Below are 21,264 nucleotides of genomic sequence, written 5' to 3' on the forward strand. Positions count from 1 at the left end.
ATTTGATGATATAATTAATTAAAAATTTCCAAAAAAAGGTTTAATATGATTATAAACCAAATTTATTCTATAGATTCTTGTGATGATGTAGAATTAAATATCAAAAGGGGAAGTAAATTAGAATTTAGATTGACTTATGATGATAGTAAAGAAATAGAAGCTATTGTTTGTATTATTCCAGGTGGTGCTGAAGATATGAATAACTATATTTATGTCGATGATTACTTGGCTAGAAATTATAATGTTGCTATTATTAATATTAACTATCATTGCATAGGAAATAGACCTCATTTGGGTTCTAGTTTTTATTTAGATGATATAGATAAAATTATTTTGGATACTAGCTTAAAAACTATCAATTTAAACCATATAAATGTTTTTGATATAAATTCTTATGAAAATCTAAATAATGCTTTTATAAGAATAGATCAAGAAATTCAAAAATTAAAATTAAATCAAAAACTAAATCAAAACTATAAATTAAGAACGCATGTAAGCTTTTTACCATCTAAAAATGAATATCAAAATTTTGGTATAATGCAAGCTATGGATATTTTAAATGCTATTTTTTATATAAAAGAAAATTCTCCATTTAAACTAATGAGGGGGGGGGTATTAGAACGATTTTGTTTGGAAATTCATATGGCGGATATTTAGCAAATTTATGTGCAAAAATAGCTCCTTGGAGTATTGATTTTATATTAGATAATTCTTCTTTTGTTAATTTGTTTGGAAATATTTTTAGACTTATAGGTTTTGGAAAAGAAATCGATTTTACTAGATATCATGGAACATATGATGATACTTTATTTAAAAATATATTTTTATATTTAAGTGATAAAACTTATTGGAATAATAATAAATTTTCAAAAAATTATTTTTCAAATGCTAGAAAAATCATAAGAGAACCATTAAACAAAGAACATCTAATAATACAAAGCTTATACCCAAATCCAAAATATATTTTATATCATAGTATTTTTGATGAAAGATCTCCTTTTAAAAATAAGGAAAATTTTGTACATATTTTAAAAGAATTAAATTTTAAAGTAGAATTTTTTGCTATTTCACAAGTTGATAATAAGTTTATTAAAAATTTAAATCATGGAATGGGATTGAGCACAAAATTATTTTTTAAAAAACATTTATTGCAAATATTAAAAGAACCTTTGCAAGATAAAATTTGCAAGAAGGAAGTCTCATATAAATGTGATGAGCTAGTGTATACTTTCAAAGAAGAAAATCATCAAATTATTTTAAATATAACAAATTGAGTATATTAAATATTTATATTTAAAAAAGTAATTTTTAAGTAGAATTGTTTTTTAAAAGAAATATTTAAAAAAAGAGATAAGATAATATCATGGCAAAAAAACAACTCTCCTTAACAAGACTTAGTTTTCCTATATTTTGGGATTTGCTTTCTAAGTATTTAACTGTGATTATCAATACCGCTATGGTGTCGCATTATTCTAATTTTCTTGTTGGTGCTATGGGCGCTGGAAATCAAATTTTAGATCTTTTTATCACTATTTTTTCATTTTTAAGTGTGGGTTGTAGTGTGCTGATCGCACAAGCAATTGGTGCAAAAGATCATGTTTTAGTAAGAAAAGTGATTCATCAAAGTTTGTTCTTAAATGCACTTTTAGGCTTTGTATGCGGTGTGCTTATTTTATGGCATGGGGAGTATTTGCTTTATCTTTTAAAAATTCCACAAGAATTGCTCAAAGATAGCGAAATTTACTTACATATGCTTGCAATTTGTTTGTTTTTTGATGCCATAGGTATTGTTTTAGCTGCTATTGTAAGGGTTTATAATATGGCTTATTGGGTCATGTTTATAGGTTTTTTGATGGATATAGTGGTGATTTGCGGAAATTATTATGTTTTGCATTATACAAAGTCAGAACTTTTTGGAATAGGGCTTAGTAATATTTTTGCTCGCATTGTTGCTATAGTTGCTTTGTTTGCGATACTTTTTTATAAACTTAAAATTCATCTTAAAATCAAAGAAATGATAAAACTTGAAAAAGAAGTTTTAAAAAAGGTTTTAAATATAGGTGGATTTTCAGCAGGGGAAAATCTTTTGTGGATAGTCCAATACACTATAGCTTTTGCTTTTGTAGCAAGTTTAGGTGAGGCGAGTTTGAGTGTGCAAACGATTTATTTTCAAATTTCAATGCTTATCATGCTTATAGGACAAGCTATAAGCATAGCTAATGAAATTATAGTAGGTAAATTAATCGGTGCTAGATATGAAAATATAGCTTATAAACACGCTTGGCGTGCTTTATATTTTAGTGTAATAGCGAGTGCTTTAGTGGCACTTTTGAACTATCTTTGTCAAGATTTTACTATGCAAATTTTAGGGCTTAAAGAAGAGTTAAAAAATTTAATGATACCTTTATTTGCTCTTTCAATCTTTCTTGAAATTTCACGAACTTTTAATATAGTTATGGTTAATTCCTTGCGCGCAAGTGGCGATGCTAAGTTTCCATTTTTTAGCGGACTTGTTTTTATGATGGGGGTATCTTTGCCTGTGGGTTATATGCTTTGTTTTCATTTTAATCTTGGAATTTTAGGGGTTTGGATAGGATTTTGTGCAGATGAGTTTTTGCGTGGAATGGTAAATTCATACAGATGGGAAAGTAAAAAATGGCAAGGCAAAGCTCTAGTTTAAAATCATTTATTTATAAAGATGAGTGCTATTTTTATTCTAAAAAATGCATAAAAACTTTAAGATTAAGGCTAAATGAAAAGGGTGAATTTGTTCTTAGTATTCCTTATTTTTGCACCTTTAAAAGTGTTTATGAGTTTTTAGATAAATCAAGTTCTTGGATGAATGAGGCAAAAATAAGATTTGAAAAAAAAGTTTTAAAAGATGATGAGTTAATCTTTTTAGCTAAAAAATATAAAATTATTTTTGATGAAAATGCCAAAAAAATTTATTTTGATAAAGATAAAATAATTTGTCAAAATAAAGCAAAATTAGATTTATTTTTAAGACAAAATGCTAAAAAGATTTTTACTTTTTATCTTAAAAAATGGAGTAAAAAAACAGGTTTATTTTACACGCATTTAAGCATTAAAAATATGAAAACGCGTTGGGGTTCTTGCAATCACAATAAAGCTTATATTAATTTAAATTTAAAACTCATTCAAAAGAGTTTAAGAGCTATTGAATATGTGATTTTGCATGAAATTAGCCATTTAAAATTTCCCAATCATAGCAAAGAATTTTATACTTTTATAGAGCATTTTATGAGTGATTTTAGGCAAAGAGAGAAAGAATTTTTAAGTTAAAAATGTTATATTTATAGTTTATTTTTCAAAAAAGGCATAATATGACTTTGGATTTTGATTTTATTTATAATGCGGATAATGATATTTTTGAATATTTATTGCGTTTTTATGCGAAAAATTATAACTACACCCTTAGTAAAGAAAAAAATACTTATCATTTTTCTATCGATGCAGATGAAGAAAATTTAAAGACTTTTTGTGATTCTTTGAATTTCATGAGTCATAGCGTTTTTTTGAAAAAATTTGATGTAAAAGCGGGGCAGGGTTTTAGCCCTTGTATACCAGAAGATAAAGAATTTTCGAAATTTTCTTATATTACGCATTTAAATTCTAATGCTTATCAAGAAAAAAAACTTTTAAACAAAAATGAATGGGGTGTGTTTTGTGAGTGTGAATTTTCAAGCAATTTATCAGAATTTGAAAAAATCAATGAAGAAAATTTCAATACTTTTTTAAATCTTGCTTTTGATTTGTTAAGTCAAGAAAAAAAGATTTATTTAAAAGATAAAAATGGTATTTATGAATTTTCTTTGTTTAAGAACGAATTTATAGGAGATTTTTTGCTTCCTTGTGATATTAAGGCTATAAATTCAGTTTTTGTTTGTTCAAATGAAAATTTAAAATTTCTTGCAAGTTTAGAAAAACCTTTGATGAAACTAAGGCTTAATGCCATGTTTAGAAAAAATCACAATCTTGATTTTAATGATTTTAAAATCAGACTTGCTAGGGATTTGTTTTGTTTTGCTTTAGGTTTAAAACTTTTTGAAAATGAATATAAATTTTTAAGTGTAAAAAAGATAGAAGAATATCAAAAAGATTTTTATATCAGTGCTTTAGATGAGCAAGTGGTGGTTTTGGAAGGCTTTGAATTTATCAATGCTAAGGCAAGAGAGCTTATTTTTTCTAAAGAAGATAAAAATATGGCAAGAATTTCTTATCTTGTAAGCCGTTATAAAGAAAAGGCTTTTATTTTAGAGCTAAGTAAGGATTATGAAGATATTTTGCTTATCAATAAAGAGCTTAATTTACTTAAACTTTCCTTGCCAAAACACAGCAAAGAACTTTATGAAGAGATTAAAAAAGATGAAATTGGTGCAAGGCTTTTAGAAAATTTTAACAAGGAATTTCCTCTTTTAGATGAAAATTTTGAGCTTCAAAACAATTTTTATTCCTTGCTTGGCTTGCTGGGTAGAGTGCTAAATTTGGGTAGAAATTTACAAGAGAGTGCTAGTGAGCTTTTAAAAATCGCTGATGAGTCAAAAATGCCTCGTGGAGTAAAGATTGATTATCGCTTGAAAGAAGATAAAAGTTTTGATTATACAAGAACCTTAAGATCTGCCATGAGTTTTATGTTAGCAGGTGTAGATAGTGCTAATATCGCCTATGGAGCGGTTGAGAGTTTGGCTTATTTCTTACGTGATACTTATGATGAATTAAGAGAGAAAAAGCAAAGTGATTTAGCGCTTATAAGTGGATCTTTGTTTGAACATAAATCTTTGCTTAAAAATACTTTAAAACATCTTAAAAATTGTCAGCTAAGCGATGCGCCACTTAGGGTATAAGATCAAAATTTCAGGTCTAGTTCAAGGGGTGGGTTTTCGCCCTTTAGTTTATGAACTAGCTTTGAAATCAAAGCTTTTTGGAGAGGTAAGAAATGATGGTTTTGGGGTAGAAATCATCCTTGCTTGCACTCAAAAAGAATGTGAAAATTTCATAGAAAATTTAAAAAATCATCTTCCACCTTTAGCAAGAATAGATCAGCTTATAATCACGCAAATTTCAATTTCAAACTATGAGAATTTTAGCATTACTCCTTCTTTAGAGAATACAAAAAGCACGCCTATGTTAAGCGATTTTGCGCTTTGTAAGGAGTGTAAAAAAGAATTTTTTGATGAAAAAAATCCACGCTTTTTATATCCTTTTATCACTTGCACACATTGTGGGCCACGCTTTAGTATTATAAAAAGTCTTCCTTATGATAGATTTAATACCTCTATGCAAGAATTATTGATGTGTGAGTTTTGTAAAAGTGAATATGAAGATCCTAAAAATAGGCGTTTTCATGCCCAGCCTATTAGTTGTCCTAAATGCAAAATCAATGTTTTTCTTAAAAATCCAAAGGGTGAAATTTTAGCTAAAGATCAAGAAGCTTTTATGCAAAGTGCGAAGTTTTTAAAGGAAGGTAAAATTTTAGCCATAAAAGGCATAGGTGGTTTTCATCTCATGTGCGATGCTTTTAATGAAGAAGCTTTAAAAACTCTAAGACTTAGAAAAAATCGCCCTAAAAAACCTTTTGCTTTGATGTGTAAAGATTTACAAAGTGCTAAAGAACTTGCCTTTATAGATGAAAAAGAAGAAGCTTTGCTTGGTGGGGTTTTAGCTCCTATTGTGATTTTAAAGGCAAAAAAAGCCTTTTCTTTAATCGCTCCTGATGTTGATAAAATCGGTATTATGTTAGCTTATACACCTTTACATCTTTTGCTTTTTGAGTATTTTAAAGGAAGCCTTGTAGCAACGAGTGCGAATTTAAGCGGAGAAAGTATTATTAAAGATGAGTTTAATTTGTGTAAAAAACTTGATAAAGTTTTTGATTTTTATTTGGATTATGATAGGGAAATTATCAATGCAAGTGATGACAGCATAGCTCAAGTGGTAAATGGTGAAACTATGTTTTTGCGTACTTCAAGGGGTTTAAATCCTTTTTATTTGGAAAGAAATTTTAATAAAAAAGGCACTTTTTTAGCTTTGGGTGCAGAGCTTAAAAATGAATTTGTGATTTTTTATGAAAATAAACTTTTAATTTCTCCTTATATAGGGGATTTGAAAAGTCTTGATGTGCATGAGAGATTTTTTAAACTTTTAGAATTTTTTAAACAAAATTATGATTTGAAATTTGATGCGATTTTGTGTGATAAACACCCGCATTTTAGCTATGCAAAAGAATTTGAAGAAAGGATTAAAATTTCTCATCATTATGCGCATTTTTGTGCGGCTTATTTTGAATACGAAGAAAATTTTGCAAAAGATGAAAAGGCTTTAGCTTTTATTTGTGATGGAACAGGTTATGGCGAAGATGGTAAAATTTGGGGTGGAGAAGTTTTTGTAGGAAATTTAAAAGAATATGAAAGAATTGCACATTTTGAAAATTTCACTCTTATAAATAGTGATATTAAAAATATACAAAATTTAGCCTTAAGTCTTATTTTTCATTATGATTTAGAAGATAAGGCTAAGGACTTTTTAGCAAAAATTCCAAAAATTAAACTTAAAAATCTTAAAAAAATTTATTCTCATTCTAACTTACAAACAAGTTCTTTAGGACGCATTATCGATGCTTTTGGAAGTATTGTTTTTAACTTAGAAAAAAGTTCTTATGAAGCTCAAGTTGGCTTAATGTGTGAAGCTTTTTATGATAAAAATCTTGATTTTTCTTATAAGCTTTTTGTAGAAAAAGGGCAGGTTAATTTTAAAAATTTAATCCTAGGAGCTTTGCAAGATGAAAAAACTAAGGCGATTACAGGTATGTTTAATGCCTTGGCAAATTTTATCATAGATTTTAGCAAAGATTATGATTTAAAAGTGCTTTTAAGCGGAGGGATTTTTCAAAACAAAACCTTGCTTGAAATTTTAAAAGCTAAAAATTTTGATTTTTTTATACCTTTAAAGTACCCTTGTAATGATAGCTCCATAGCCTTAGGACAAATGGTGCATTTTTTAAATTTAGAAAAATAAAGCAAATATTCTAAAAACTCATAATTTTTTAATGCTTTTAAGGTTAAAATGAAACAAAAAATATATAAGGAAAGAAAATGTGTAAAGATTGCGGCTGCTCTATAAATTCAAGCCATACGCATGGTCATCATCACGATCACCATCATGAAAATCCAAGCTTAAAAGAGGGTAAAACCATAGAAGTGATTTCTAAAATTTTAAGCAAAAATGATGAAGAAGCTAAGCATAATAGAGCGCATTTTAATGAAGCTAACACGCTTTGTATCAATTTAATGAGTTCTCCAGGTAGTGGAAAAACCACGCTTTTAGAAAGCACGATTAAGGCTTTGAAAAATGAACTTAAAATTGCTGTGATTGAAGGGGATTTAGAAACCAATAATGACGCTCTAAGAGTAAAAAATGCCGGAGCTTTGGCGTATCAAATCACTACAGGGCAAAGCTGTCATTTGGACGCTTTTATGGTGCATGAGGCTTTGCACCATTTAGCCATTGATGATGTGGATTTGCTTTTTATAGAAAATGTTGGAAATTTGGTTTGTCCTGCAAGTTATGATTTAGGAGAGCATTTAAAAGTGGTTTTGCTTTCGGTAACTGAAGGAAGTGATAAACCGCAAAAATACCCCGTGATGTTTAAAAAGGCTGATATAGTTTTAATCACAAAGGCAGATTTGGCTCATCATTTTGATTTCGATATTAAAGAGGCGACTAGGTTGATTAAAGAATTAAATCCTAGAGCAGATATTATCACTCTTGATGCAAAAAATGGCACTAATATGGAGCTTTGGTATAAGGTGCTCAAACTTAAAAAGGAGCTTTTTTAATGTGTTTGTCTATACCTTCTGAAATTTTAGAAATCGATGAATTAAACAATGCTTTAGTACAAACTTTAGGTGTGAAAAGAAAAGTTAATTTGGATTTGATTGATGAGCCTTTAAAACAGGGCGATTATGTCTTAATCCATGTAGGCGTTGCTATGGAAAAAATCGACAAAGAAGCTGCACTAGAAAGCATTAAAACCTATCAAGAAATAGTAGAAAAAATGAATAGTGGAGAGATAAAAAGTGATGAGGGAGATTTGGGTTTAAATGAATTTCATCGATGAATTTAGAGATAAAGAAAGCATTTTAGCTTTAAAAAAACTTATAGAACAAGAACTTAAAAATCCTATCAATATCATGGAAATTTGCGGTGGGCATACGCATAGTATCATGAAATATGCTTTGCCTTCTATTTTGCCAAAGGAAATTAACTTTATCCATGGGCCAGGATGTCCTGTTTGTGTTATGCCAAGAGTTCGCATTGATACAGCTATTAAGCTAGCCTCCATGAAAGATACGATTTTTTGTACCTTAGGGGATCTTTTAAGGGTGCCTGGAAGTGAAATTTCTTTACTGGATTTAAGAGCTAAAGGGGCTGATGTTAGAGCACTTTATTCTCCGCTTGAAGTTTTGGAAATCGCTAAGCAAAATTTAAACAAAAATATCATCTTTTTTGCTATAGGTTTTGAAACCACTACGCCTATGAGTGCTTTACTTCTTCAAAAGGTTATAGAAGAAAAAATAAATAATGTCTTTTTTCATATCAATCATATCACGGTTCCAGCACCCATAGAAGCGATCATGAATGATGAAAATGTAAAAATCAATGCTTTTTTAGGCCCTTCTCATGTGAGTGTGATAACAGGTTATGGTATTTATGAGCCTTTAGCAGCAAAGTTTAAAACCCCTATAGCGGTGAGTGGTTTTGAGCCAGTTGATATTTTAGAAAGTGTGTTAAATATCATAAAACAAAGCAATGAAGGCACTTTTAAAGTGTATAATCAATACAAAAGAGCCGTAAGCAAAGAAGGCAATGTTAAAGCACAAAATTTAGTAAAAAAATACTTTAGGGTGTGTGATTTTGAATTTCGTGGCTTAGGACTTATTAAAGATGGAGGCTTGGAGTTAAAAGAAGAATTTAGTGCTTACGATGCGAGTAAAAAATTTGATTGTACGGTGCAAAGTAAAAATGAAAGCAAAGCCTGTATTTGTGGGCAAATTTTAAGAGGTTTGGCCAAGCCTTATGATTGTAAAGTTTTTGGTAAGGCTTGTACGCCAAGAAGTCCTATAGGAAGTTGTATGGTTTCTGGCGAGGGTGCTTGTGCGGCGTATTATAAATACTCAAAGGTGAATGTATGAAAAATATTTCCTTAGCCCACGGAGGTGGCGGAGAAGAGATGAACGAGCTTTTAACTAAGCTTTTTAAGATCTTTGATAATAAAATTTTAAACGAAAGCAATGATGCGGCGATTTTGGGAAATTTGGCTTTAAGCACGGATTCTTTTGTTTTAAGTCCGATTTTTTTAGATGAAGAGGTCAATATAGGCAAACTTTGTGTTTGTGGTTCTATTAACGATGTTTTGATGGTAGGTGCTAAGCCAAAATATCTAAGTTTAGGGCTTATCTTAGAAGAAGGTTTTGAGCTAGAAAAACTAGAACGCATTTTAAAAAGCATTAAAGAAGAATGTGAAAAATGCGGAGTTATGTTAGTTTGTGGCGATACTAAAGTTGTTCCTAAGGGCAAAGCAGATGAAATTTATATCAACACTACGGCCTTGGGTGAAATTATTTCTAAAAAAGAAAGTAAAAATATCAAAGCAGGGCTTAGTATACTTCTTTCAGGTGATATAGGAAGGCATGGAGCTAGTGTTTTAATCAAAAGAAATGAGTTAGAAGCTGATGTTAAAAGTGATTGTAAGGCTTTGGATAAAGAGGTTTTAGAGCTTTTAGAAAAAGATATAAAGGTTGTAGCTATGAGAGATGCTACTCGTGGGGGACTTAGTGCGGTTTTAAATGAGTGGGCAAAGCAAAGCGGAAATGATCTTTTGATCTTTGAAGAAAAAATCATCGTTCAAGATGAGGTTTTAGGACTTTGCGAGCTTTTTGGTTATGAAGCTTATGAGCTTGCAAATGAAGGCACTTTCATACTTTGCGTGGAAAAAGAAGATGAGTTAAAAGCCTTAGAAATTCTAAAAAAATACAATGTAAATGCGAGTATTATAGGAGAAGTTTTAGAAGAGAAAAAAGCACGTGTGATCTTACAAAACGCTTATGGGGCAAAACGCTTTTTAGAAAGTCCTAAAGGCGAACTTTTACCAAGAATTTGCTAATGCACGAATTAAGTATAGTAGAATCTTTAATCGAACTTTGTGAAGAAAATGCCTTAAACAATAAGGCTTACAATGTGCAAGAAATTTATGTAAAAATCGGGCGTTTGAGTGGTATAGAAGTGGATCTTTTTAAGCGTTGTTTTGAAACTTTTAAAGAAAACTCAAATATTTGTAAAAATGCTAAACTTTTTATAGAACTTGCTCCACTTGAAATTTTATGCTTAAAATGTGATCAAGTAAGCATTTTAGAAGAAAATGTTTTTAAGTGTCCTAAATGTCAAAGTATAGAATATAAAATCACACAAGGTGAGGACTTACACCTTATGCGACTTGTGATGGAGTGAGTTAGCTTTTTAAAATCCTTGCAAGTTTAAGAAAATTTGAAATCAAAAATTCTTTTTTTACGAGCTTAGAATTGGTTTTAAGCTCGTATTCGCATTTAAGCAAAAGAGTAAAAATTTCTTTATATTGTTCGATTTTTAAACTAAAGGCTTGAGAGCTTAAATTTTGTCCCACTTGAGGAGGTGGAGTATAGCCTAAAAGATCTTTAAAGTCAATTTTACCATTGACTTTAGCATAAAGTGCGATTTTAAACAAACGATAAAAAGAATTATACAAAGAGTTGATTAAAGCAATTTCATTAAAATTATCTAAAATTTTTTCAAGTTCGCTTTTAAAGTCTTGTTTCTTTAAAATTTTCTCAAAAAAGCTTTCAAAACTTCCTGTATTCAAACTATAGCAGTATTGTTCTATGGTTTTTTCATCTACTCTTAAACCACTAAATTTATTAAGCTCACTCGCAGCAAGATATAAGTTTTCATCAAAACTTGTAAAAAGAGTAAATAAAGCATTTTGAGTGATTTCAACCCCTAGTTGTTTTGCTTTTATGCTTAAAAGCTCCACGCCTTCTTTAGCTCCGTTAGCTTTAAAAAATCTTACAAAATGAGGAGAGAAAATTTTTTCTATATCGCTTTGTTTAGAACTTTCATCATAAAGCTCTAAAAGAAAGAAATTGTCCGTATTGTTTTTACAAAGATCTACTAAAACTTTAAGATCTTTTGTTGGAATTTTTTTAGAAGTTTTAATTTCGAGTAATTTTTTTTCACTAAAAAGTGATCCTGCGCTTAAAAAATCACTCGCACGAGTGAAGTTGTATTCTTCAAAAAAAAGTTTCAAAGTTTCATCGGGCTTATATTTTTCTTTTATAAATTCAGCATAAAGTTCGCTTTGAAAATTATCTGCTCCATAAAGAAAGAAAAAATTAGGTATTGAATCTTTAGAAAGTAAGATTTGAAGCTCTTTTCTATACATTTTCTTCCTTTATAAGTCTTTGGGTGATTTTAGCATAAATTTTTGCCATAACTATATCCGCTTCCATGATTTGTACTTCAACATTTTCTAGCAAATTTACACGCGTATCATAAAGGATTATATCCGCTCCTTTGATTTCATCATCTAGTTTGGCTATGCAAACTCCATCATTTTGGACAACTAAAGCTTTAAATTTTTTGCCTATATTTTTAGCTGCCCATCTAGCAAATTTTCTATCCATAAAATCAAAAGCAACCTTATCCGCCTCTCTTTCAAGCACGCTAAGGTTTTCGCAAGTGCTTTCTATGTTTAAAAGTAGATAATTAAAAAGTTTTTCATCGTTTTTTTGCTTGGCTTTTAAAAGTCTGTGCAAAATAAGATCAGAATACCTTCTTATAGGGCTTGTAAAATGTGAGTATTTATCAAAACCTAAGCCAAAATGTCCCGCATTGACGCTAGAATATTCCGCCTTTTTTTGAGCTTTAACGATGAGTTTATCCACTTCTGCTCTTAAGCCAAGCTCATCGGCTAAAGCTTGTATGTCGCGTATGAGCTCAGGAAGATTGGGCTTAAAATTTACATCGATGCCTAGTTCGCGTAATTCATTTAAAAGCTTATCGATTTTTCTTACATCAGCACTTAAGTGATTTCTAAAAACACCTATATCTATGAGTTTTGCTGCGGCTTTATTGGCTAAAAGCATACAATCTTCGATCAAATTATGCGAAGGCGTGTCTTTTTCAAAAACTGTACTTTTTAGACTTAAATTTTCATCTAAATTCATTCTTAATTCTTCGGTGCGAAATTCAAAGGCATTTTTAAGACGATTTTTGCGTAAAGTTTTTGTGATTTCAAAAAGCTTATAAAGCCAAGAGAGTTCTTTTAAATCTGGCTTTTGAATCAAAATTTCATCCACTTCATCATAATTAAAACGGCGTTTTGAATTGATAATACCTTCAAAAAGTTCTTCTTTTATGACTTTATTTTCATGATTGAGTGTGATTTTAAAACAATACGCTAAGCGATCTAAATGAGGTTTTAAAGAACAGATATTTTCACTTAAAGGATGCGGTAACATAGGTATAGCAATATGTGGAAAATAAATAGAAAATCCACGATTTCTTGCTTCTTTATCTATAGCGCTATAAGCATAAACATATTCGCTAACATCAGCAATAGCTACATAAATTTCTCGTTTTTGGGTGTCAAAATAAATCGCATCATCAAAATCTTTTGCATGTATAGGATCTATGGTGCAAAAAGGCAAGGCTCTTAAATCCATGCGATTTTCATACATACTCGCATCAACGCTATCGCCATTTGCTAGAGCTTCTTTGATACAAGCGTCGCTAAATTCGTTATTTTTATTAAAAAGAGCTAAGGAGATTTTTTCATCTACACTTTCATCATCGATATGTCCTAAAACTTCTATGATATTGTTATTTTCATTTTCTATTTTTAAAATCGTCCCTAAAGGTAGTGCTTTTAGAGATTTTTGCGAGGCTTTTAAGGCGGTACTTAATCCTGTTTTGATATTCATCCCAAGAACTGCTTCACCGTATCTTTTGGTGATAACAAGTGAGGTTTCATTGGCTCTTTTTAAAACCAAAACTACTTTAGCACTAGGGCGTTTTTTCTTTAAGGGGAGTAATTTAGCAGCAACGATATCTTTGTAATTTGCTCCTTTTAAATTTTTATTTTCTATAAGTAAATCTTTTTTAAAACTCTCATCAAAACACTGTAAAAATCCCGTGCCCTTGCTCGAAATATCAAGGGTTCCAAAAACATAGCCATTATTAAGATAATATCTATTTTTGTGTTCTTTGATGATGTTATTAACTAGAAGCTCTCTTAGAATTTGTTTAAATTCATTGCTAACTTCATGAGCACTTATGCCGTAATTAAGATTGTTTAAAAATTCTTTCACTGCTTTACTTTATGTAAATTTTCTTGAGAATTCTTGCATAAAGTTTATAAAAAAAATATGAAATTTAAAACTTTATTGTTATAATAAGCTCTTTAATTTTGAATTTATTAAGGAGTAAAATAATGGCTGTTACAGTTTATTATGACAAAGACTGTGATTTAAGTTTGATTAAATCAAAAAAAGTGGCAATTATAGGCTTTGGATCTCAAGGACATGCTCATGCTATGAATTTAAGAGACAATGGGGTTAATGTTGTCATCGGGCTTCGTGAAGATGGGGCAAGTTTTTCTAAAGCAAAAAGTGCAGGTTTTGAAGTGATGAGCGTAAGCGAAGCTTCGAAAGTAGCAGATGTGATTATGATTTTAGCTCCGGATGAAATTCAAGCTGATATTTTTAATGCGGAAATAAAACCAAATTTAAGTGAAGGCAAGGCTATAGCTTTTGCACATGGTTTTAATATACATTATGGTCAAATCGTAGCTCCTAAAGGTATAGATGTAATCATGATAGCTCCAAAAGCACCTGGACATACAGTAAGAAATGAATTTACTCTAGGTGGTGGCACTCCTTGTTTAATAGCTATCCATCAAGATGAAAGCAAAAATGCTAAAAATTTAGCCTTAAGTTATGCAAGTGCTATTGGTGGAGGTCGTACAGGTATCATAGAAACGACTTTTAAAGCTGAAACAGAAACAGATCTTTTTGGTGAGCAAGCTGTGCTTTGTGGTGGACTTAGTGCTTTGATTCAAGCAGGTTTTGAAACTTTGGTTGAAGCAGGTTATGAACCTGAAATGGCTTATTTTGAGTGTTTGCATGAAATGAAACTCATTGTGGATTTGATTTATCAAGGTGGTATTGCAGATATGCGTTATTCTATTTCAAATACTGCAGAATACGGCGATTACATCACAGGGCCAAAGATTATCACTGAAGAGACTAAAAAAGCGATGAAAGGTGTTTTAAAAGATATACAAAATGGTGTTTTTGCAAAAGATTTTATCTTAGAACGCCGTGCAGGTTTTGCTAGAATGCATGCAGAACGCAAAAATATGAATGATTCTTTGATAGAAAAAACAGGATGCAATTTGCGTGCTATGATGCCTTGGATCAGTGCTAAAAAATTAGTAGATAAAGATAAGAACTAAACATTGTCAAAGAAAAAATTAGTTCAAATTCAGCGTTATTTAATCATAGCTATACTTTTTTTAATATGCGTGATTTTATTTTTGGGAATTTTGATTCAATATCAAGATTCTCAAAATGCATTAAAATTCGCTCAAAATTCTAGTAAAAATATAACAATAGAACCCAAGCAAGAAAATATATCCAATGAAAATCATTTGAGTATTTTTAAAGAAATTCCTTATAAAGACGAAAATGATAATTTTCAAGAAAACAATCAAAGCATTTTAGAAGAGCAAATAAAAGATTTAAATTTAAGTAGTATTATAGATGAAAATTTAAGCCTTGTAGTAGAACAAAATTTAAGCAAGGAAGAAAATCTTACAAAAGATATGAATTTAAGTAAAACAAAACAAGCCCGCCTTGCTATCATTATAGATGATATGGCGAACATAAGTCAAGTTAAGGCTTTACAGGCCTTAAAACTCAAACTTATCCCTTCATTTTTTCCACCCGATAAAAATCATATCGATACCCCAAAACTTGCTCTAAAATTTGATTTTTATATGGTGCATTTACCTTTAGCAGCGATGAATTATACTAAGCCTGAGTTTGATACCTTAAATCCAAGCGATAGTGAAAAGCGTATTTTTAAAAAAATACAACAAGTAAAAAAAGATTTTAAAGATTTAAAATTTATCAACAATCATACAGGAAGCTTATTTACAAGTGATGAAAAAGCAATGAAAAAACTTTATAAAGCCTTTGAAAAAGAAGAATTGATTTTTGTAGATTCCAAAACCATAGCAAGTTCTAAAGCGCCTAAGGTAGCTAAAGCCTTGGGGCAAATTTATATACAAAGAGATGTATTTTTAGACAATCGCGATGATGTTGCTTATATTAAAAAACAACTTATGGAGGCAGTAAGGCTTGCTAAGCAAAAAGGCTTTGCGATAGCTATAGGACATCCTAGGAAAAATACTTTTAAAGCCTTAGAGCAAAGCAAAGATTTGCTTAAAAGTGTTGAGTTAGTGTATTTAAGTGAGATTTATGCAAAGTGAACTACCAAGCGCTTATCTAGAGCTTTTTAAAGAGTTGAAAAATCCTCCTAAAAAACTTTATTATAAAGGAAATTTAAAACTCTTAGAACAAAGAAAGATAGCCATTATAGGCTCTAGGCGTATGAGCACTTACACTAAAAATTGCGTTTTTGAGCTTTCAAATTTGCTTAAAAATTCAAAGATAAGTGTTGTAAGCGGAGGTGCTTTGGGTGTTGATATCAGTGCAAGTATGGCGGCTATGCCAAGCACTATAGGGGTTTTTGCCAATGGTCTTGATGAAATTTATCCTAGAAGCAATGAAAAAATTATAAAACAAATTTATGAAAATGCTTTGGCTTTAAGCGAAAACGAATCCCACTATAAGCCTAAGCCTTATGATTTTTTACTTAGAAATAGGCTGATTATCGCTTTGAGTGAAGCCGTTGTTGTTGCGCAAGCAGATTTGCAAAGCGGCTCCATGCAAAGTGCAAGACTTGCTTTGGAGCTTAATAAACCTTTATATGTTTTGCCCCAACGCAAAAATGAAAGCGATGGGACAAATTTACTCTTACAAGAAAAAAATGCGAATTTGCTTTTAGATTTTAAAGAATTTGCAAGTTGTTTTGGGGTTATAGAAGAAGAAAAGGATGAATTTTTAGACTTTTGTAGACAGGGTGTGAGTGTGGATGAAGCAACTCAAATTTATGGAGAAAAAGTCTATGAGTACGAACTTGAAGGAAAAATTTCCATAGAGGGTCTTTTTATAAGGGTTTTAGTATGAGAGCTTTGGCTTTAGATGTGGGTTTAAAGCGTATAGGCGTGGCGCTTTGTATCGATAAAATCGCCATTCCTTTAGAGGGTATAATCAGAACAAATCGCAATCAAGCTGCAAATGAAGTTAAAAATTTACTTCAAATTCATGATATTTCTTTATTGATTGTAGGTATTCCCAAAGGAGGTTCAAGCGAAGAAGAAATGACAAGACGCATTAAGCATTTTGTATCTTTGCTTGAATTCGATAAAGAAATTCGCTTTGTAGATGAAAGCGGAACAAGTAAAGAAGCTTTAGGATATGGTGTGGCTAATACACGCAAAAAAGATGCCAAGCTAGACTCTTTAGCAGCTTTAATCATGATAAAGGATTATTTTGGAATATAATCTAGCCAGTATTTATAATGATAAAGAATTTGAAAATCTTAAAAATTCTTTTAAATTGCCCAAAAAAATATGCTGTTTTATAAATCGCTTAAAATGTGATAATTTAACACTTGAAAGAGAATTTCAAGATTTGAATTTAGAGTATGAAAAGCTTAACGAATACTGCTATCTTTTTAAGGCTTGTGATAAAAGTATTTTGAGTTCTATGCAAGCTTTTAATGAATTTAAATTTTATATACAAAATTATGCGTCTTATTTGTGCGCTTTAAATTTGGATGTAAAAGCAGGACAAAGCGTTTTAGATATGTGTGCAGCACCTGGTGGAAAAAGTATCAATCTTGCTAATTTTATGCAAAATGAAGGCTATCTAGCTTGCAATGAAGCAAGTAAAGATAGGTTTTTTACCTTGCAAAAGAATTTGAAAAATTATGGAGTAAAAGCTCGAGTTTTTATGAAAGATGGTAAAAATATAGGAAATTTATGCCCTTTAAAATTTGATAAAATTTTACTTGATGCACCTTGTTCTACTTTAGCAAAAATGGGTTTAGAGCTGGAAAAAAGCTCCAAAGAGATTAAAAACATAGCCAAACTTCAAAAAAAACTTTTACATTCTGCGCTCAAGGCTTTGAAAGTAGGCGGAGAGCTTGTTTATAGTACTTGCACTTTTACCAAAGAGGAAAATGAAGAAGTGATAGAAAATGCTTTAAGAAGTGATTTTGATATAGAGCTTTTGGATATAAATTTAGAAAATGCTTTGGCAAAAAATGGGCAAAGTAGCGAATTTGAAGCGACTTCTAAATGTAAACGCATTTTACCTTGTGAAGAATACGACGGATTTTTTATCGCTAAATTAAGGAAAAATTGATTTTAATTCTTTAAGGCTAAGTTCACATAGAAGCTAAAATTTCATTATATATTAAAATTATTCACATCTTCAAGTAAATTCACAAAAAAACTTAAAAAACAATAAATATTTTTTTAGAGAATTTAAAACTTAAAGTCCTATTTTTAGGGCTTTGAAAAGAAAATCACATCGTGAAAAGCCTGTGAATAAAAAATAAATTTTTTAAAACTTAAAAAGATAATTTCACTCGTAATTTCTAATTTTTTCTAGCTTAGGTGCTATAACAAAACGACAATAGCTTTGGTTGGGATTGTGTATAAAATAATGCTGATGATAATCTTCTGCTTTGTAATATTTTTGAAGTTTATAAATTTGTGTGACAATCGGAAGTGAAAAATTAACTTGTTCTTTTTTTATAAAATCTTCTATGGTATTTTTATCGCTTTGGTTTTCATAAAAAATTGCCGAACGATATTGAATTCCTATATCAGCTCCTTGTTTGTCAAAGCTAGTTGGATCATGAATTTTAAAAAATAGGCTTAAGATTTGTTCTAAGGAAATTTTGGTTTCATTGTAAATGATTTTAACCACTTCTATATTGCCATCGCCATTGCAAACACTTTCATAGCTAGGATTGTCATTTCCGCCCGTGTAGCCTACTTCAGTGTGTATAATGCCTTCAAAATTTTCAAAAGCAGCTTCTACACACCAAAAACATCCGCCACCTAAAATGATATTTTTCATAAAGAATTTCCTTAAAGATTTAGCCTATAAAAGGCTAAATAAAGAATTTATTTGTAGTTTTTAATCGCTTTTTCTAAAATTTCAACAGCAGCTTTTTCATCTTTGAAATCTTGCACTTTTACCCATTTGTTAGGTTCTAAGATTTTATAAGTTTCAAAGAAATTTTTGATTTTATTTAGAGTTGCTTGTGGTAAATCAGTATAGGTTTTGATATTGTCATATCTTGCGTCGATTTTAGAATTTGGCACAGCAAGAAGTTTTTCATCCATTCCACTTTCATCTTCCATGATTAAAACACCGATTAAACGACATGGAATAACTGCACCTGCTTGGATAGGGTATTCATTTAAGACTAAGATGTCCACAGGATCACCATCATCAGCTAAGGTATTTGCGATAAAACCATAATTTGCTGGATAAAACATCGCGCTAGCCATAACGCGATCCACCATGATCGCACCGCTATCTTTATCGATTTCGTATTTAATGCTTGATCCGTATGGAATTTCGATTACAGCATTGATTTTGTTTGGAATATCTCCGATTTTGATTTTGCTTAAGTCCATTTTTTTATCCTTATATACTTTGAATTTTTTTAATCAGTTCTTTCATATCAGCAACGATAGGTTCGATAGTGCGTTCTCCATCGATGATGAAATGAAGTTTTTTCTTTTGGTAAAAAGAAATGATTTCTTCTAGTGGCTCGGTATACACTTTCATTCTATTATAAAACACTTCTTCGTTGTCATCTGCGCCACGACTTCTTCCTAAAACGCGATCTTTAGCTACTTGTTCACTCACTCTTACTTCGATTACGCCTTTTAGACAAATTTCATTTTGCTCGCTTAAAACTTTATCAAATTCTACCATTTGCTCCACACTTCTTGGATAGCCATCGATAATAACTGTTTTTGCAGGAGCAGCTTTTAGCGCTGAAACTATAGTATTTACAACTACATCTAATGGAACTAAATTTCCCTTAGAAATAAAACCATCTATGGTTTTGCCAAGTTCACTTCCGCTTGCTACTTCCGCTCTTAAAAGATCTCCTGTAGAATAATGAGTAACATCCGCATCAGCTTGTGCAATCAAACTAGCATCTGTAGTTTTTCCGCTTCCTGGTGCACCTATAATTAAAAATAATTCTTTCATTTTATATTCTCCCTTAATTTGATTCCTAATTCTCTCATGGCTTCATTGCTAGCAGCTGAAGGAGCATCCGTCATCAAGCATTGTGCTCTTTGAGTTTTTGGGAATGCTATAACTTCTCTTATGCTATTTGCTCCTGTTACTAGCATGATAAGTCTATCAAGCCCTATAGCAATACCTCCATGTGGTGGAGCGCCAAAACTTAGAGCATCAAGTAAAAATCCAAATTTTTCTTTTTGCTGTTCTTCATCGATATTGAGCAATTTAAAGACTTTTTGCTGGATATCATTTTTATGAATTCTTATACTACCACCACCCAGTTCAACGCCATTAAGTACAACATCATAAGCGATAGATGATATTTCTTCTAAGTCGGCCTCATCGATATTTTTTGGCATAGTGAAAGGGTGATGCATTGCAGAATAACTTCCATCATCATTTTGTTCAAACATAGGAAAATCAACTACCCATAAAAATTCCAAAGCATCAGGGTTGATTAAATTAAGTTCTCCAGCTAAGAAAATTCTAAATCTTCCCATATAATCAAGCACGGTTTTTTTAGCTCCTGCACCGAAAAATACCACATCTCCTACTTCAAGCTCACAGCGTTTGCTTAGCTCATTTAAATCTTCTTCGCTAAAGAATTTACAAAGTGGACCTTTAAGCCCATCTTCTTTAACTTGTATAAAGGCCAAGCCTTGAGCTCCAAATTTGCGTACAAATTCTTCAAATCTTTGCATTTGTCTTTTTGAAAAGATAGTATCACCCTTTGGAACGCGTAAAGCTTTGACACGATTTTTTTTGCTATCTTTGGCAATATTTGCAAAAATTTCATTATTTGACTTTGCAAAGATATCTATAACATCGATCAGTTTTAAATCAAAACGCAAATCAGGCTTATCACTTCCGTAGTTTTCCATAGCCTCTTTGTAAGGCATTTGTCTAAAAGGGATTTGAATTTCTTTGCCACAAGCTTTAAAAATATCTTTTAAAAAGGTTTCAGCCGTAGCAATCACATCTTTTTGCTCGCAAAAACTCATTTCAACATCAATTTGTGTAAATTCAGGCTGACGATCTGCTCTTAAATCTTCATCTCTAAAGCATTTAGCAATTTGAAAATAACGATCAAAACCGCTACACATTAAAAGTTGTTTGAAAAGCTGAGGGCTTTGAGGAAGAGCATAAAATTCTCCTTGATGTACGCGCGATGGTACAAGATAATCTCTTGCTCCTTCTGGAGTGGCTTTGGTTAAGATAGGGGTTTCAACTTCTAAAAATCCCATATTTGCTAAAGAATTTCTAGCAGCTATGCAAGCTTTGGAGCGTAGTGCAAAATTTTCATAAAGCTTAGGATTTCTTAAATCTAAAAAGCGGTACTTAAGGCGTAATTCTTCATTTACACTTTCATCACCTATGCCAAAAGGAGGGACAGCACTTTCATTTTCGATAATGAGCTTGCTTACTACTACTTCAATTTCGCCGGTTTTTAGTTTAGGATTTGTAAGTCCTTCTCCACGAGGACGAATTTTTCCTTCGGCTATTAAAACAAATTCATTTCTTGTGCGAGAGGCTATTTCATGAGCTTCTTTGCTATCATTTGGATCGCATACAAGTTGGATAATACCACTACGATCTCTTAAATCAATAAAAATTACGCCGCCATGATCTCGGTAGCTATTAACCCATCCGCAAAGTTTAACCACTTCGCCTATGTGGGTAGAATTTAAGTCTGTATTGTAATGACTTCGCAAAATTTTTCCTTGAAAATTAATTTTTTTAACATATA

The 21,264-nt window shown here is 31.0% G+C and carries 22 protein-coding genes; 16 read left to right on the plus strand and 6 right to left on the minus strand.

The annotated features are described in order from the left end of the window. Nucleotides 1-45 precede the first annotated feature (45 nt). The 11 genes from BGS43_RS09820 to hypA all read left to right on the plus strand — a co-directional run bounded on the left by BGS43_RS09820 (nucleotide 46) and on the right by hypA (nucleotide 10,527). Nucleotides 46-657: a DUF2920 family protein gene (locus tag BGS43_RS09820; RefSeq protein ID WP_014517200.1), complete on the plus strand. Its 612-nt coding sequence runs from the start codon at nucleotides 46-48 to the stop codon at nucleotides 655-657. Further along, entirely contained in the window at nucleotides 627-1,274 is a 648-nt protein-coding gene (locus tag BGS43_RS09825) for a DUF2920 family protein (RefSeq protein WP_002858554.1), read from the plus strand. The genes BGS43_RS09820 and BGS43_RS09825 overlap by 31 nt, the downstream gene beginning before the upstream one ends. An 89-nt stretch (nucleotides 1,275-1,363) precedes the next feature. Next, nucleotides 1,364-2,680 (plus strand): MATE family efflux transporter, encoded by a 1,317-nt coding sequence (locus BGS43_RS04245; RefSeq protein ID WP_096568924.1) that lies wholly within the window; start codon nucleotides 1,364-1,366, stop codon nucleotides 2,678-2,680. Further along, nucleotides 2,656-3,303 (plus strand): M48 family metallopeptidase, encoded by a 648-nt coding sequence (locus BGS43_RS04250; protein WP_002855023.1) that lies wholly within the window; start codon nucleotides 2,656-2,658, stop codon nucleotides 3,301-3,303. Before BGS43_RS04245 ends, BGS43_RS04250 begins: the two co-directional genes overlap by 25 nt. 41 nt (nucleotides 3,304-3,344) lie before the next feature. Continuing rightward, nucleotides 3,345-4,865 (plus strand): hypothetical protein, encoded by a 1,521-nt coding sequence (locus BGS43_RS04255; protein ID WP_096568926.1) that lies wholly within the window; start codon nucleotides 3,345-3,347, stop codon nucleotides 4,863-4,865. After that, entirely contained in the window at nucleotides 4,846-7,035 is a 2,190-nt protein-coding gene (gene hypF, locus BGS43_RS04260) for a carbamoyltransferase HypF (protein WP_096568929.1), read from the plus strand. The genes BGS43_RS04255 and hypF overlap by 20 nt, the downstream gene beginning before the upstream one ends. Before the next feature lie 77 nt (nucleotides 7,036-7,112). Continuing rightward, nucleotides 7,113-7,856 (plus strand): hydrogenase nickel incorporation protein HypB, encoded by a 744-nt coding sequence (gene hypB, locus BGS43_RS04265; RefSeq protein WP_096568933.1) that lies wholly within the window; start codon nucleotides 7,113-7,115, stop codon nucleotides 7,854-7,856. Next, nucleotides 7,856-8,137, plus strand: a complete 282-nt coding sequence (locus BGS43_RS04270) for a HypC/HybG/HupF family hydrogenase formation chaperone (RefSeq protein WP_002776342.1) — start codon at nucleotides 7,856-7,858, stop codon at nucleotides 8,135-8,137. Before hypB ends, BGS43_RS04270 begins: the two co-directional genes overlap by 1 nt. Beyond that, nucleotides 8,121-9,212 (plus strand): hydrogenase formation protein HypD, encoded by a 1,092-nt coding sequence (gene hypD, locus BGS43_RS04275; protein ID WP_057040515.1) that lies wholly within the window; start codon nucleotides 8,121-8,123, stop codon nucleotides 9,210-9,212. The genes BGS43_RS04270 and hypD overlap by 17 nt, the downstream gene beginning before the upstream one ends. Beyond that, complete coding sequence (gene hypE / locus BGS43_RS04280; RefSeq protein WP_057040516.1) at nucleotides 9,209-10,183, plus strand: hydrogenase expression/formation protein HypE; 975 nt, start codon at nucleotides 9,209-9,211, stop codon at nucleotides 10,181-10,183. Before hypD ends, hypE begins: the two co-directional genes overlap by 4 nt. Next, nucleotides 10,183-10,527 (plus strand): hydrogenase maturation nickel metallochaperone HypA, encoded by a 345-nt coding sequence (gene hypA, locus BGS43_RS04285; RefSeq protein WP_002876687.1) that lies wholly within the window; start codon nucleotides 10,183-10,185, stop codon nucleotides 10,525-10,527. The genes hypE and hypA overlap by 1 nt, the downstream gene beginning before the upstream one ends. A 1-nt stretch (nucleotide 10,528) precedes the next feature. Here hypA and holA read toward each other — a convergent pair whose 3' ends face one another. Together holA and BGS43_RS04295 are read right to left on the minus strand one after the other, a co-directional pair. Next, entirely contained in the window at nucleotides 10,529-11,494 is a 966-nt protein-coding gene (gene holA, locus BGS43_RS04290) for a DNA polymerase III subunit delta (RefSeq protein ID WP_044600772.1), read from the minus strand. After that, nucleotides 11,487-13,421, minus strand: a complete 1,935-nt coding sequence (locus BGS43_RS04295) for an RNB domain-containing ribonuclease (protein WP_096568936.1) — start codon at nucleotides 13,419-13,421, stop codon at nucleotides 11,487-11,489. Before BGS43_RS04295 ends, holA begins: the two co-directional genes overlap by 8 nt. Before the next feature lie 122 nt (nucleotides 13,422-13,543). Between BGS43_RS04295 and ilvC the strand changes: the two genes are divergently transcribed. From ilvC to BGS43_RS04320, 5 genes are read left to right on the plus strand one after another with little or no spacing between them, the layout of a single operon-like run. Beyond that, nucleotides 13,544-14,566, plus strand: coding sequence for a ketol-acid reductoisomerase (gene ilvC, locus BGS43_RS04300; protein WP_025398809.1), 1,023 nt, complete (start codon nucleotides 13,544-13,546; stop codon nucleotides 14,564-14,566). A gap of 3 nt (nucleotides 14,567-14,569) precedes the next feature. Beyond that, nucleotides 14,570-15,604 (plus strand): divergent polysaccharide deacetylase family protein, encoded by a 1,035-nt coding sequence (locus tag BGS43_RS04305; protein ID WP_002825341.1) that lies wholly within the window; start codon nucleotides 14,570-14,572, stop codon nucleotides 15,602-15,604. Continuing rightward, nucleotides 15,594-16,364, plus strand: a complete 771-nt coding sequence (gene dprA / locus BGS43_RS04310; RefSeq protein ID WP_002825342.1) for a DNA-processing protein DprA — start codon at nucleotides 15,594-15,596, stop codon at nucleotides 16,362-16,364. Before BGS43_RS04305 ends, dprA begins: the two co-directional genes overlap by 11 nt. Then, on the plus strand, nucleotides 16,361-16,741 hold the full coding sequence (ruvX, locus tag BGS43_RS04315) for a Holliday junction resolvase RuvX (protein ID WP_002792200.1): 381 nt from the start codon (nucleotides 16,361-16,363) through the stop codon (nucleotides 16,739-16,741). Before dprA ends, ruvX begins: the two co-directional genes overlap by 4 nt. A 10-nt stretch (nucleotides 16,742-16,751) precedes the next feature. Next, nucleotides 16,752-17,606 carry an RsmB/NOP family class I SAM-dependent RNA methyltransferase gene (locus BGS43_RS04320; protein ID WP_370658866.1) on the plus strand — a complete coding sequence of 285 codons (855 nt, stop codon included), beginning with the start codon at nucleotides 16,752-16,754 and terminating at the stop codon, nucleotides 17,604-17,606. Between the two features lie 222 nt (nucleotides 17,607-17,828). Here BGS43_RS04320 and msrA read toward each other — a convergent pair whose 3' ends face one another. The 4 genes from msrA to aspS are packed head-to-tail and all read right to left on the minus strand — an operon-like array spanning nucleotide 17,829 to nucleotide 21,229. Then, entirely contained in the window at nucleotides 17,829-18,329 is a 501-nt protein-coding gene (gene msrA, locus BGS43_RS04325) for a peptide-methionine (S)-S-oxide reductase MsrA (protein ID WP_002806713.1), read from the minus strand. Nucleotides 18,330-18,376: 47 nt separating this feature from the next. Then, the gene (gene ppa, locus BGS43_RS04330; protein WP_002776378.1) at nucleotides 18,377-18,895 is read right to left on the minus strand and encodes an inorganic diphosphatase; all 519 of its coding nucleotides are present in this window, start codon (nucleotides 18,893-18,895) and stop codon (nucleotides 18,377-18,379) included. A 10-nt stretch (nucleotides 18,896-18,905) separates the two neighbouring features. Then, on the minus strand, nucleotides 18,906-19,481 hold the full coding sequence (locus tag BGS43_RS04335; RefSeq protein WP_096568939.1) for an adenylate kinase: 576 nt from the start codon (nucleotides 19,479-19,481) through the stop codon (nucleotides 18,906-18,908). After that, the gene (gene aspS, locus BGS43_RS04340) at nucleotides 19,478-21,229 is read right to left on the minus strand and encodes an aspartate--tRNA ligase (RefSeq protein ID WP_096568942.1); all 1,752 of its coding nucleotides are present in this window, start codon (nucleotides 21,227-21,229) and stop codon (nucleotides 19,478-19,480) included. Before aspS ends, BGS43_RS04335 begins: the two co-directional genes overlap by 4 nt. Nucleotides 21,230-21,264: the final 35 nt, after the last annotated feature.

The organism is Campylobacter sp. 110 (genome assembly GCF_002383965.1).
GTDB lineage: Bacteria > Campylobacterota > Campylobacteria > Campylobacterales > Campylobacteraceae > Campylobacter_D > Campylobacter_D coli.

Bases quoted from the DNA above. Each gene is read 5' to 3' on its own strand.
- BGS43_RS09820 (WP_014517200.1), top strand. From the start codon at position 46: ATGATTATAAACCAAATTTATTCTATAGATTCTTGTGATGATGTAGAA.
- BGS43_RS04245 (WP_096568924.1), top strand. From the start codon at position 1,364: ATGGCAAAAAAACAACTCTCCTTAACAAGACTTAGTTTTCCTATATTT.
- BGS43_RS04250 (WP_002855023.1), top strand. From the start codon at position 2,656: ATGGCAAGGCAAAGCTCTAGTTTAAAATCATTTATTTATAAAGATGAG.
- BGS43_RS04255 (WP_096568926.1), top strand. From the start codon at position 3,345: ATGACTTTGGATTTTGATTTTATTTATAATGCGGATAATGATATTTTT.
- hypF (WP_096568929.1), top strand. From the start codon at position 4,846: ATGCGCCACTTAGGGTATAAGATCAAAATTTCAGGTCTAGTTCAAGGG.
- hypB (WP_096568933.1), top strand. From the start codon at position 7,113: ATGTGTAAAGATTGCGGCTGCTCTATAAATTCAAGCCATACGCATGGT.
- BGS43_RS04270 (WP_002776342.1), top strand. From the start codon at position 7,856: ATGTGTTTGTCTATACCTTCTGAAATTTTAGAAATCGATGAATTAAAC.
- hypD (WP_057040515.1), top strand. From the start codon at position 8,121: ATGAATTTCATCGATGAATTTAGAGATAAAGAAAGCATTTTAGCTTTA.
- hypE (WP_057040516.1), top strand. From the start codon at position 9,209: ATGAAAAATATTTCCTTAGCCCACGGAGGTGGCGGAGAAGAGATGAAC.
- hypA (WP_002876687.1), top strand. From the start codon at position 10,183: ATGCACGAATTAAGTATAGTAGAATCTTTAATCGAACTTTGTGAAGAA.
- holA (WP_044600772.1), bottom strand. From the start codon at position 11,494: ATGTATAGAAAAGAGCTTCAAATCTTACTTTCTAAAGATTCAATACCT.
- ilvC (WP_025398809.1), top strand. From the start codon at position 13,544: ATGGCTGTTACAGTTTATTATGACAAAGACTGTGATTTAAGTTTGATT.
- dprA (WP_002825342.1), top strand. From the start codon at position 15,594: ATGCAAAGTGAACTACCAAGCGCTTATCTAGAGCTTTTTAAAGAGTTG.
- ruvX (WP_002792200.1), top strand. From the start codon at position 16,361: ATGAGAGCTTTGGCTTTAGATGTGGGTTTAAAGCGTATAGGCGTGGCG.
- msrA (WP_002806713.1), bottom strand. From the start codon at position 18,329: ATGAAAAATATCATTTTAGGTGGCGGATGTTTTTGGTGTGTAGAAGCT.
- ppa (WP_002776378.1), bottom strand. From the start codon at position 18,895: ATGGACTTAAGCAAAATCAAAATCGGAGATATTCCAAACAAAATCAAT.
- BGS43_RS04335 (WP_096568939.1), bottom strand. From the start codon at position 19,481: ATGAAAGAATTATTTTTAATTATAGGTGCACCAGGAAGCGGAAAAACT.